The organism is Singulisphaera sp. GP187 (assembly GCF_900129635.1).
In the GTDB taxonomy this organism is placed as follows: domain Bacteria; phylum Planctomycetota; class Planctomycetia; order Isosphaerales; family Isosphaeraceae; genus Singulisphaera.
Genome location: NZ_FSRB01000001.1, coordinates 3,474,591 through 3,487,203, shown reverse-complemented (window position 1 = coordinate 3,487,203; position 12,613 = coordinate 3,474,591). Strand labels below are relative to the sequence as shown.

At 62.0% G+C, this 12,613-nt stretch carries 8 protein-coding genes; 7 read left to right on the top strand and 1 reads right to left on the bottom strand.

What is annotated here, in order from left to right:
- The first annotated feature begins 30 nt into the window (after positions 1-30).
- The 3 genes from sdhA to dacB all read left to right on the top strand — a co-directional run bounded on the left by sdhA (position 31) and on the right by dacB (position 4,386).
- The gene (sdhA, locus tag BUS42_RS13620; protein ID WP_074307375.1) at positions 31-1,878 is read left to right on the top strand and encodes a succinate dehydrogenase flavoprotein subunit; all 1,848 of its coding nucleotides are present in this window, start codon (positions 31-33) and stop codon (positions 1,876-1,878) included.
- A gap of 40 nt (positions 1,879-1,918) precedes the next feature.
- Complete coding sequence (locus tag BUS42_RS13615; RefSeq protein ID WP_074307374.1) at positions 1,919-2,662, top strand: succinate dehydrogenase iron-sulfur subunit; 744 nt, start codon at positions 1,919-1,921, stop codon at positions 2,660-2,662.
- Between the two features lie 98 nt (positions 2,663-2,760).
- Positions 2,761-4,386, top strand: a complete 1,626-nt coding sequence (gene dacB, locus BUS42_RS13610) for a D-alanyl-D-alanine carboxypeptidase/D-alanyl-D-alanine endopeptidase (RefSeq protein ID WP_074307373.1) — start codon at positions 2,761-2,763, stop codon at positions 4,384-4,386.
- Between the two features lie 310 nt (positions 4,387-4,696).
- On the opposite strand, the gene BUS42_RS13605 is transcribed toward dacB, so the two are convergent.
- Positions 4,697-5,395 (bottom strand): hypothetical protein, encoded by a 699-nt coding sequence (locus BUS42_RS13605; protein WP_143206321.1) that lies wholly within the window; start codon positions 5,393-5,395, stop codon positions 4,697-4,699.
- A gap of 839 nt (positions 5,396-6,234) precedes the next feature.
- On the opposite strand from BUS42_RS13605, the gene BUS42_RS41895 reads away from it, so the two are divergent.
- From BUS42_RS41895 to BUS42_RS42705, 4 genes are all read left to right on the top strand, one after another.
- The gene (locus BUS42_RS41895) at positions 6,235-9,174 is read left to right on the top strand and encodes an SGNH/GDSL hydrolase N-terminal domain-containing protein (RefSeq protein ID WP_254053490.1); all 2,940 of its coding nucleotides are present in this window, start codon (positions 6,235-6,237) and stop codon (positions 9,172-9,174) included.
- 64 nt (positions 9,175-9,238) lie between these two features.
- Complete coding sequence (locus tag BUS42_RS13585; RefSeq protein WP_074307371.1) at positions 9,239-11,017, top strand: SGNH/GDSL hydrolase family protein; 1,779 nt, start codon at positions 9,239-9,241, stop codon at positions 11,015-11,017.
- A gap of 115 nt (positions 11,018-11,132) precedes the next feature.
- Positions 11,133-12,278 carry an ISAs1 family transposase gene (locus tag BUS42_RS13580; protein ID WP_074304534.1) on the top strand — a complete coding sequence of 382 codons (1,146 nt, stop codon included), beginning with the start codon at positions 11,133-11,135 and terminating at the stop codon, positions 12,276-12,278.
- On the top strand, positions 12,275-12,508 hold the full coding sequence (locus tag BUS42_RS42705; RefSeq protein ID WP_143206320.1) for a hypothetical protein: 234 nt from the start codon (positions 12,275-12,277) through the stop codon (positions 12,506-12,508). Before BUS42_RS13580 ends, BUS42_RS42705 begins: the two co-directional genes overlap by 4 nt.
- The last annotated feature ends 105 nt before the right edge of the window (positions 12,509-12,613 follow it).

Below are 12,613 nucleotides of genomic sequence, written 5' to 3'. Positions count from 1 at the left end.
GGGATCGATCGTCCTCGCACCAATAAGACCATGAATTATCACAGGTTCGACTGCATCATCGTGGGCGCCGGCGGCGCGGGTATGATGGCCGCGCTGGAGTCGAGCAAGCACGTCGGTACGGCCGTCGTGAGCAAGCTCTATCCGACGAGGTCGCACACCGGGGCCGCCCAGGGGGGGATCGCCGCGGCGCTCTCCAACCTTGAGGACGACTCGTGGGAGAACCACGCCTACGACACGATCAAGGGGGGCGACTTCCTCGTTGATCAGACCGCCGCCGAGATCCTCTGTCGCGAGGCGGTCGACTGCATCTACGACCTGGAGCACATGGGTCTCCCGTTTGACCGTACGGCCGACGGGCGGATCTCCCAGCGCCGATTCGGCGGGCACACCAAGCCGAACCCGAAATACGACCCGAGCGCTGAGCCTGGCACCGAGGCGGCCAAGCCGCGGATCCCGGTCATGCGCGCTTGCCATGCGGCCGACCGCACCGGCCACATGATCCTCCAGACGCTCTATCAGCAGTGCATCAAACAAGGGGTGACCTTCTTTGATGAGTACCACATGCTGGATCTCATCATGGAGGATGGCGAGTGCCGTGGGATCGTGGCGATCGAGATCGCCACGGGAGAGCTCCACACCTTCCACGCCAAGAGCGTGCTCCTGGCCACGGGCGGCTTCGGCCGGATGTTCAAGGTCTCGTCCAACGCCTTCGCCCTGACCGGCGACGGCCCAGCGATCGCCTACCGCCACGGCCTCCCCCTGGAGGACATGGAGTTCTACCAGTTCCATCCGACCGGGATCTATCGGCTCGGGATCTTGCTGAGCGAGGCCTGCCGCGGTGACGGCGGCGTGATGTTCAACGGGAAGGGGGAACGCTTCATGGAAGTGTACGCCCCCAACTTGAAGGACCTCGCCAGCCGCGACGTCTGCTCGCGATCGATCTATCAAGAAGTCCGCGCGGGTCGAGGGGTCGGCGGTAAGGACTTCGTCTACCTCGACATTCGGGCCGAGACGATCAACAAGTACAAGACCAGCCCCACCGGGGCGACCGTCGATAGCGCCTGGGTCGAGAAGCGGCTGCCCGACATCATCGACTTCGCCCGGACCTACCTCGGCGTCGACCCGATCAAGGAACCGATGCCGATCCAGCCGACTGCCCACTACGCGATGGGGGGGATTCCGACCGACGTTCACGGCCAGGTCCTTCGCGACTCCGCCGGCACGGTCGTCCCCGGCCTCTTCTCCGCGGGGGAAAGCGCCTGTGTGAGCGTCCACGGCGGCAACCGGCTCGGCACGAATAGCCTCGTCGACCTCGTCGTGTTCGGCCGTCGGGCCGGCCGCGCGATGGCGCAGCACGCCTTGCACCGTCAGTTCGAGCCGCTCCCGGCCAACCCGCAGGCCGCCACGGCCGCGGCCGTCGAGGCGCTCTTGGCGCGACCGCGCGGCGAGCCCTGGGTCCGGATCCGCGACGAAATGCAGCAGACCATGATGGATGACTGCGGCGTCTACCGGACCGCCGAGGGCTTGACCCGGGCCCGCGATAAGATCGCCGCACTCAAAGTCCGCTACGGTTCGATCGGTGTCGCCGACAAGGGGTCGGTCTTCAACACGGGACTGCTCGAGGTCCTCGAGCTGGGCTGCCTGCTCGATCTGGCCGAAGCGACCGTGGCCTGCGCCCTGGCGCGGAAGGAGAGCCGAGGCGGGCACTCCCGCGAGGACTTCCCCGACCGCGACGATGCCAACTTCTTCAAGCACAGCCTTGTCTATTCGGCCGGCGTGAGCGAAACACGCGTCGAGTATAAGGATGTCGACGTCATTATGGTCGAGAAGAACGGCGAGCTGGTGACCAAGTACCCGCTGGAAATTCGGAAATACTGATCGGTCGAGGACTCGCGGACACGGATCAGAGGATAAAGACATGGTCGCCAATGCAGAGTCTCGCACCCTCACGGTCAAGATCAAGCGGTACAACCCGGAGAGCGACGCCCCGCCCCGGTGGGAGGAGTTCCGGGTCGCCGCCGATCCGATGGACCGTGTGCTCGACGTGCTCCAGAACGTCAAGTGGGAGCAGGACGAGACCCTCGGCCTGAGGCGCTCGTGCGCTCACGGCGTCTGCGGATCCGACGCGATGCGGATCAACGGGACGAACGGTCTTGCCTGCAAGATCTTGGTCAAGAACCTGAAGGGTGACACGCTCACGATCGAGCCGATCCTCGGCCTGCCGGTCATCAAAGACCTGATCGTGGATATGAAGCCGTTCTTTGATCACTATAAGTCAGTTCTCCCGTTCCTGATGAATGACGACCCGGCCCCGACGACCGAGCGACTGCAGTCGCCCGAGCAGCGGGCTCGGTTCGACGACTCGACCAAGTGCATCCTCTGCGCCTGCTGCACCACCGCCTGCCCGCCGTTCTGGGGCGATCAGAACTACGTGGGCCCCGCCGCGATCGTCAACGCGCACCGGTTCATCTTTGACTCCCGCGATCAGGGGGCGGCCGAGCGGCTGGACATCCTCAATGACACCGAGGGGGTCTGGCGCTGCCGGACCGTGTTCAACTGCACGAGCGCCTGCCCGCGCGATATCAAGGTGACCCAGGCCATTCAAGAGGTCAAGCGAGCGATGCTGACCGGTAGCATCGACTTCGAGGGGGCCGCCGAATAACGAGAACGAAGGCCTGATCGACGACGTCGATGTCGGCTGGCCGGCGCGCTCCCTTTGTGCGAATCGATCCATCTGCTTCGTATGGAGGAGCGTCGCCAATGGCTGCTCGGCTTCTACGTTGGTCGTTGATCGTCGGAATTGGGTTCGGGGCGGCAGCCGTCTCTGCGACTGCGAGGGGGGGCGAGCCGCTCGAGCCGCGCGTCGAGGAAATCCTCAAGACGAAGGGTTTTGAAGGCGGGCACTGGGGCATCCTGGTCGTGGACGGGACGACCGGTAAGACCGTTTATGAGCATAATGCCGACCAGATGTTCTGCCCGGCGTCGGTCACCAAGCTTTTCAGCACAGCGGCGGCCCTCAGCGACCTGGGCGCGGATTTCCGGTTCCAGACCCCTGTCGTCCGGCGCGGAGAGGTGAAGGACGGGGTCCTCCAAGGGGACCTGATCCTGGTGACCCGGGGCGACCTCTGCATGGGCGGACGGACCGGCCCCGAGGGCAAGTTCCTCTTCCGCGATAACGACCACACCTATTCCGACGGTCACTTCGACGGTGAGATCGTCCCGTCCGACCCGCTGGCCGCCCTCGACCACCTGGCCCGTGCGGTCCAGGGCGCCGGGATCAAGACGATCACCGGAGACGTCCTGGTCGACGAGCGGTTCTTCGAGTCGACGTCGAGCACGGGGAGTGGCCCGACCCGTGTCGGCCCGACCGTGATCAACGACAATGTGATCGACATCGTGGTCACGCCGGCGGGCTCGGCGGGAGAACCGGCGGAAGTCCGCTTGATCCCGGAAACCGCGTTCGCCTCGGCGGACATCCAGGTCGATACGGTCGAATCGGCCCAGCCGCCTCGGCTGACGGTTCGCGCGGTGGGTCCGCGTCAGTTCTCGGTCCGCGGCCAATTGCCGGCCGGCCACAAGCCCGTGGTCAAGGTTTACGAAGTGGAGGAGCCGGCCGCCTTCGCCCGCACGCTTTTCATCGAACGGTTGCGGCGACGTGGGGTACAGGTCGCCGCATCCGCGATCGGTGACAACCATGTCGCGAACCTGCCCACGACCGCGGAGGTCGCCAAGCTGGCCAAGGTGGCCGAGTACACTTCGCCGCCGTTGCGCGAGTATCTCCGCGTGATCCTCAAGGTGAGCCACAACCTTCACGCCAGTACCCTCCCGCTCTTGATCGCGGCGCATCATGGAGAGCGGACGCTCGCTGAGGGGCTCCGGCGCGAAGGCGAGCTCCTCAAAAAGCTCGGAGTGCCGATCGAGACCATCTCGTTCGGCGGCGGCGCGGGCGGAGATCGGGCCGATCTGGTCACCCCGCGCGCCACGGTCGCCTTACTCCGAGCGATGGCGGCACGCCCCGACTTTCCCGCCTACGACGCGGCCTTACCGGTGCTCGGCCGTGACGGCACCCTGGCCAAGGCCGTCTCCGCCGAAAGCCCGGCACGGGGCCACGCACGCGCCAAGACCGGCACTTTCTGGCTCGAGAGCGGCTTGACCGGCCAGTCCGTCCTGACAAGCAAGGCCCTCGCCGGCTACATGGAGACCACCACGGGACGTCCGCTCGTGTTCGCGTTCTTCCTCAACGAAGTCGCTCTCGACGCGAGTGGTCTCCAAGTGTCCGAGGCGACCGCGAAGGCGGGACGCCTCCTTGGCTCGTTATGCGAGGTTTTCTATCGCTCGGACGAGCCCAAGACCCCTTCCCCCGCGCCCGCCGTCTCCGGTCCGTAAACCGCCTCGGACTACTGAGGGCCAACGCCGAGCCATGCCTCGGCTGTTGGCCTCAAATCGCCAACCACCGATCCAATCAAGACGGAGAGGCTTGGACCTGCCGACGATCTCCCGCTGTGTATCGACCGGTCGCTTGCCCGCGATCGAGCGATTCAGGTCTGTCGAGTAAGCCTGGTTACGCGACCTCGAGCGCCATGAGCGAATAGGGTCCCTCGAGGTGGAGCAGGTTGTCGAGGATCCACCGGTGGGGGCGACGACTCGAAGCGCGGGAGGATTACGCCGCTGAAGAAGGACGCCGATGGCCAACCCGTCAGGCACCCTCGGGGCGATCCAGCGGCTTTGGAAAGTGGTCCACACAATCCGGGAATGACTCCTCGAACACGTGTCGCCATTCCTGCTCCGGCCTGCCTGAGATGTCTCTCATCTCGGTATAAAGCCGTAAAAGCTGATCTCGGGTCAGGCAGAGGTCGAGATGCTCCAGCCACGACGGCTCACACCAAAACATGCCGCCTTGCTCCAGGTCACGGGCCATGACGGAGGTGATGAACTCCCGCGCCCGATCAACCTCCCACGCGTTCCGAGCCCAACCGACGTGTAATTCCTCACCCTTCAAGAAGCGATCGATCTCGGGGAATACGTACGGCTCGGGGAGTCGGCTCACAATCTTCGGGAAGGCCCGCTCGAATTCTTCCCGCCATTCCTCCTCGAACCTGTGCGACTGATCGCGGATGTCTATGTAGAGTTGGACAAGCTGCTCGTTGCTCAGCGATCTTGCCAGCAGATCGAGGTGGTCAGCCCCGTGAGCCAGTTCGCCGATTTTGCTGACCATGCGGGACAAGCCGTAGGTCAGGTTTGCACGGATTTCCGAGTGACCCCATGCTTCAGCCATCCACTCCGTCGGGAAGTCCCGAGCGGGCATGGAGTACAGCTTGTCGTAGAACTTTGACGTGTCCATATTGCGGGGTGCCTCGAATTGAGTTGAAGAGGAATGTGGAAGAGGCCATCGCATCAAATTTGGTTAGTGACTTTCGATAATCCGAGGCCAAGCGAGTATGTTTTGCTTCAGACGGAAATGGAGAGACGCCCCACCCGAGTTATACTAAAACTCGGCAGGAGTCACGAATGGCCAGGCACCCCATTTGAGGAAAACAGGAGGCATGGGCAACCTGCTCGGGTGTCCACATGGGCCGCTGCGTTGTTTAATCCCTCCAAGCTTCCCTGTTGAAGTGCCTGACGACTTAGCCCTCCCCCACCAGAGAGCGAGGAATGCCCCTCGTTCCCACGGTCCCCCGTGGGAATGCCGTCCCCGACGCTCCGCGTCGTCTGGCCTTCGCAAGCCGAGGACGCCGAGCGTTCCAGACTTCGTTCCCACGGGGGACCGTGGGAACGAGTCGCGAGCGACTTCCTAGCCCTGTGTCGGGTCGGTGTTTTGTTGGAATTACATGTTAAAATAAATAAGAAAAATTTAAAAATTAAGATTTGTAAATAATCAATATTGTTAATCGTTAAAAAACGTAAAAACTAAACATATTAAAAGAAAAAATAAAAGTGGTAATATTATGTAGCGGGATATTTTATTTGTTGTTAGTGTGGAAATTTTCACGGATTTTGAAATCGTGTCTTTGATGTGGGATGCTTGCCTCGAGAGAACAGGGCTATCGAATTCCTGGCCGAACGGCAAGAGCAGCAACTTACAATGCGGTATGTGGGCTGGTATGATCCGTTGCCGCTTTTTGCCTTCCTGCCCGAATGAGCATGGATTCGTCGTCGACGGTCATGCCTGATCTTTATATGCCAAAAACAAGGACAAGCAAGATGACAATGTCTTGCCGTGCTGGATTAATTCTGTTGGCTCTGCTCGCTTTGCATCCTGGCCGTGTCACGGCCCAGGAGGTGAAGTGGCGCGACGCGGCGACTTTCGAGATCGAGGGCAGGGGGTGGGCCAAGACCTCGGGCCCGTTTGACCGGCTTCCGGATTCCGCCAAGAGCAAGGTGACTCAATTGGCCTGGGACCTGAGCAAGGAGAGCGCTGGCGTCTGTATTCGATTCGTCACCGACGCGTCGGCGGTCAGCGTGCGGTGGTCGCTCACGAGCGGGTCGCTCGCCATGCCCCACATGGCCGCGACCGGGGTCAGCGGCGTCGATCTGTACGCCCGATCGGCTGACGGCTCGTGGCGGTTCGTCGGCAACGGCAGGCCGCACAAGCAGGAGGGCAATCTCGGCAAGTTCGAATTCCCGGAAGGCCCCAAGACTCGGCGCGAGTGCCTGCTGTATCTGCCCGTGTACAACGGCACGAAATCGCTCGAGATCGGCGCGGCACCGGACGCGATTTTAGAAAAGGCGCCGCCGCGTCCCGAAACCCTGCGCCAGCCGGTCGTCGTCTATGGAACGTCGATCGTCCAGGGGGGCTGCGCCTCGCGGCCGGGGATGGTCTGGACCTCCATTCTGGGCCGGATGCTCGATCGGCCCATAATCAACCTGGGGTTCTCGTCCGCGGGCACGATGGAGGTGCCCGTGGCCGAGCCGCTCGCCGAGCTCGACCCGGCGGCCTACGTGATCGACTGCACCTGGAACATGGGCGACAGCGCAGAAGTGTATCGGGATCGCGTCACCAAGCTCGTGCAGACAATCCGCAAGGCACGCCCCGATACCCCCATCATCTTCGTGGGCCAGTCGCTGTTTCGGCCGGAGGGGCACCCCACGGACCTCACCCGAAGGCTGGAGGCCGCAGTTCAGTCCGTTCAGAAGGAGGGGGGCAAGGGTGTTATCCTCGTTCCAGGCAGAGACCTGATCGGCGACGACGGCGAGGCGACTGTGGACGGTGTCCACCTCACGGACATCGGGATGGCCCGGCAGGCGCTTGCGTTGCTTCCCATCGTCAGGGAGGCCGTGAGCGGGCCGACGAAGCCTCATGTCTACATCGATACCGACACGGCGAACGAGATCGACGATCCGTACGCAGTCTTTCGCGCCCTGGTCGCCCCGGAATTCCAGGTCGTCGGCCTGTCCTCAATGAGTTGGGGAGGCAATCCCGACTTTGCCGCCGGCACGCGCAAGAGCCAGAAGATGAACGAGGACGTGCTTGCGCTGATGCAGCTCACGGACCGTATTTCGCATCCGCTGGGGGCGCTGAGTCCGATGCCGGACGCGTCCAAACCTGTTGATTCGCCCGCCGCAAGAGACATCATCGCCAAGGCGAAGGAGTTGCCGGTTGGTGAAAAGCTCCAGGTCTTCGTGCTCGGGGCGTACACGAACGTCGCGTCCGCACTGCTGCTCGACCCGAGCCTCAAGGACAAGTTGGCCGTCCATGTGATGGGGTACAACTTCGTTGACGGCCGGCTCAAGACCGACGAGTTCAACTGCCAGGGCGACCTCAACGCCGCCTCCTACCTCCTCAAAAGCGGCGTTGAACTGTACGCGATGCCGGCCAATATCCTCTGGGGCTTCCTCTGGACCAAGGCCGACGTGGACGCGCACTTCAAAGGTAAGGAAGGAGTCCGCGACTATCTGGTCAAGCGGTGGGAGGCCCACGCCCCGAACGACCCCAGGCGCATCCTGTGGGACATCGCCGTGTTTGAAGCGATCTTGCGTCCGAAACTGGCGATCCGGACCGAGGTCGTTCTCGAGGGCTCCCGAATTCAGGTCTGGACCAAGGTCGACGGCAAGGCCATGCAGGCCGACTACTGGGCTGCGACGCAGCCGAGCAAGATCGAGCCGGTGCCCGCGCCCTCACCAACACCTGCAGCCGTTACGTCGAAGCCGCAAGCGCCACCCGAACCGATCGTGATTTCCAAGGGTAAAGAAGCGTATGGGTATCAAGCCTTTCCCGATGCCTGCCGGCTGAAAAACGGCGACATCGTTGCGGCTTTCTATGCCGGCTATACCCACGTCTCACTCGCCGCCGACGATTTTCCGCTCGGGGGCCGCCTCTGCATCGTTCGCTCGTCCGACGAGGGACGCACCTGGACGGAGCCGGCCGTTTTGTTCGACGATGAGGATGACAATCGCGACCCTCACCTCGCGCAACTCGATGATGGCTCGCTGATCTGCACCTTCTTCTCGATTGCGGAAAAGGACCACAAGCGTCTGAAGAGCTTCAAGGACCCGAAACTCTTCGACCAGGTGCGGAAAGACAGTGGCGTCCAGATGATCACGAGCCGCGACAACGGCAAGACGTGGGACACCAAGGCACGCTCGGTTTTCCCGGATTGGGTCTGCTCCGCTCCGGTCCGCCAGCTTCCGGACGGCACCTGCGTGCTGGGTCTTTACCGCGGAGATGAAAAAACAGGTCTCAGCATCGCCGGTACCGCGCGTTCGACCGACCGCGGTCTGACCTGGGAAACGCCCGTTGCGATCAAAGCTCCGCCCGGCATCGGACTGAATGCCGAGACCGACGTCATCCGCCTCAACGATGGCCGACTCTATGCGGCAATGCGTTCCTTCACGGACGATATGTACGATGCGATCAGTGATGACGAGGCCAAGTCTTGGTCGGAGGCCAAGAAAGCGGGCTTCCCAGCCCATGCGCCGCATCTGACCCGGCTCGGCACCGGCGCGATCATTCTGAGCCATCGCCTTCCAAAAACAGCGATTCATGTCAGCGGCAACGACACGAAAACATGGAAAGGGCCATTTCCAATCGATTCGTGCATCGGCGCATACACCGCGACGGTCGAGTTAAAGGATGGCAGCGTCCTGATCGTTTATTATACCGAGGGCGGAGGCAGCGTCATCCGGGCCCGTCGATTCAAGCTCAACGCGGATGGGATCGAGTTCCTGCCCCTCTAAACGAAGAAGACGACGTCCCCCTGTTTCGATCAGCAGGGCGAACCGCTCTGGGAGGGTGCGAGCCATGCGTGTCCCGTACTTCCGTGTCTTGGAAAGGACGATCAAATCGATGAGTGTTGATGTTCGTGCTTTGTTGGGTCTGGTGATTCTGTGTGCCGTCAGTCTTGGCCACGCCGCGGCGTCGGAGCTGCAGTGGAAAGATGCGACGTCGCTTGAGATCGAAGGAAAGGGTTGGGCGAAGACCGCCGGTCCGTTCGATCGGCTGCCGGATTCCGCTCAGCCTAAGGTCAATGAAGTCGCCAGGGCTCAAAGTAAGGATAGCGCCGGCATTTGCATTCGCTTTGTGACGGAAGCCCCCTCGGTCAGCGTGCGATGGTCGCTGAGGAACGTCGCGCTGGACATGCCGCATATGCCCGCGACCGGATGCAGCGGCCTGGATCTTTATTCCCGGGTCGGCTCTGGCGCGTGGCGGTTTGTCGGGAACTGCAGGCCGGGCAAGCAGGAAGGCAATCTCGCGTCGATTGAGTTTGCCGACGGCGGTAAGGCGAACCGCGAGTGCCTGCTGTACCTTCCTCTGTACAACGGCACCACCTCGCTGGAAATCGGGGTGCCGCCGGGAAGTCATCTGGACAAACCCCCCGCGCGTCCCGACGCTTTGCGCAAGCCGATCGTGATCTATGGGACATCCATCACGCAAGGCGGGTGCGCGTCGCGACCGGGGATGGTCTGGACCTCCATTCTGGGCCGGATGCTCGACCGGCCGGTGATCAACCTGGGGTTTTCCGCCTCCGGCGATATGGCCGCGCCCGTGGGCGAAGTTTTGGCCGAGCTGGATCCGGCGGTCTATCTCATCGACTGCGCGTGGAACATGGGGGATTCGCAGGATGTGTACTTTGCCCGCACCACTCAGCTCGTGCAGACCCTTCGGAAGGCGCATCCGGTCACGCCGATCCTTTTCATCGGGCAGTCGCTGATCCGACCGGAGGCGCATCCCACGGAGCTCACCCGGAGGCAGGAAGTCGCGGTGCAGCGTCTGCAGAAGGAGGGTGTCGAGGGACTCATGATGATCGGCGGGACGGACCTCATCGGTACCGATGGCGAAGGGACCGTCGACGGGGTTCACTACAACGACATCGGGATGCAGCGCCAGGCTCAGTACCTGTTTCCGATCGTCAGCAAGGTCTTGAGCGAGCCGACGACGACTACGTCGGCGAAACCACGCGTCTACATCGACACCGACATGGCGGCCGAGGTCGATGACCCATATGCCGTGTTTCGCGCCCTGGTCGCGCCGGAGCTGAACGTCGTCGGCTTGTCCGCAATGGGTTGGGACGGTCCGCTTGACTTCGTGACGAACACGCACGCGAGTCAGAAGATGAACGAGGAAGTGCTCGCGATCCTGAAACTGACCGATCGGGTGTCACATCCGATCGGTTCGCTGCATGCGATGAAGGACGCGACCACGCCGGTCGAGTCACCCGCGGCGCGGGACATCATTGCCAAGGCGAAAGAAACGCCGGCCGGTCAAAAGCTTCACCTGTTCACGCTCGGGGCCTACACGACGGTGGCCTCCGCGCTCTTGATTGACCCAAGCATCAAGGACAAGGTTGCGGTTTATGTGATGGGATATCTCTACAAGGACGGGCGGCTGATCCCGGATGAGTCCAACACGATGGGTGACCTGCATGCCGCGGGCCATCTCCTCAAGTGCGGTGTTGAACTTCACGTCATGCCGAACACCTCGCTCCGCAAATTCCAGTGGTCCAAGGCCGACATGGATTCCCATTTCAAAGGCCGGCCCGGGGTTCCCGACAAGGCCAGCGCGCATAGCTGTACGGTTTAGGCGGTCTAGCGCGAGAGGATTCAACTCGATATCCTGAGATACGGTTTTCGTGATCGCCTGCCTCGACACTTGGCGCGTGGAGGTTGGACACGGACCGAACTCAGGATCTCGTCTCATGGCCAAGTTTGTCGACGTGGCTTCGATCGGTTCCTACTTCGAATCGCTCTCCGATCCCCGTCATACACGCAATCGCAAGCACTTGCTGGTCGATATCGCCGTCATTGCGGTCTGCGCCGTCATCTGTGGCTGCGATGGACCCACCGCCATCCATCGATGGGCCAAGAACCGAGAATCCTGGCTGGCCCTGCATCTCACTCTGCCCAACGGCATCCCCTCCCGGGACTGCATCCGACGCTTGCTCATGACGCTCAAGCCCGAAGCGTTTCAACGCGTCTTTCAAGCCTGGATCTGTGAGGCGATTCCGGTCGACGTCAACAATCCCCACCGTCTCGTCGCCATCGACGGCAAGGCTTGTCGCGGGTCGCACGACAAGGCCAAAGGCCTCGGCAATCTCCACATTGTCAGCGCCTGGGCCAGCGAGGAGGGCATCGCACTGGGCCAGGTCGCCACCGACGCCAAGTCCAACGAGATCACGGCGATACCGCAACTCCTCAACCAGATCGACCTCGCCGGTACGCTCATTACGATCGACGCGATGGGCTGCCAGAAAGAGATCGTCAAGCAGATCGTCACTGGCAAGGGCGACTGCGTGATCGCCGTCAAAGACAACCAGCCGAAGCTTGCAGCAGCGATCCAGTCGTTCTTTTCCGACCACATGGAACGCGACCTGGAAGACCTCCGGTATCAATATCACGAGACCCGCGATGACGGGCACGGCCGCATCGACGAACGGGCCTATCTTCTGGCCAAGGTGCCCAGTGATTTCGCCCCGGGGAAAGAGTGGCCGTGGGTCAAAGCGATCGGCTATTCGGTGCGAGTCACGCGGCATGCCGACGGTACGGAGTCGGAGGAGATGCGTTACTATCTGAGCACTTGCGATCTCAGTGGCAAGCGGTTCGGCGAAGCGGTGCGCGGACACTGGGGCATCGAGTCGATGCATTGGGTCCTGGATGTCAACTTTCGCGAGGACGAGCACCGCACTCGCGAGCGAACTTTGGGGAACAATTTGAGCTGGCTTCGGCGGTTCGCCGTGACGCTCCTGAAGCGTCATCCCGACAAGGATAGTCTTCGCGGCAAGATGATGTCCTGTATGATCAATACGGACTATCTTACACAAGTTCTTTCATTGCAGCCACTTTGATATGCGCTGGCCTTGGGGTTCCCGACTACCTCATCAAGCGGTGGGAAGCGTACTCCCCGAACGATGCCCAGCGCACCGTGTGGGACATCGCCGTGTTCGAGGCTTACCTGCGTCCCAAATTGGCGACCGAGACGCAGGTCGTTCAGGATGGCGTGACGATCCATGTCTGGACGGCCGTTGATATCCCAGGCATGAAGGCCGACTACTGGGCCGCGACGAAGTCGGAATGAATGATCCGATCTGTAAAGGATTGCCGTACGTCGAAAAGGATAAAGCACTGTCCGTTTCAGCGGTCTACCGTCTGTTGGCCTTCGCCCTGAGGTTGGAGACCCCAG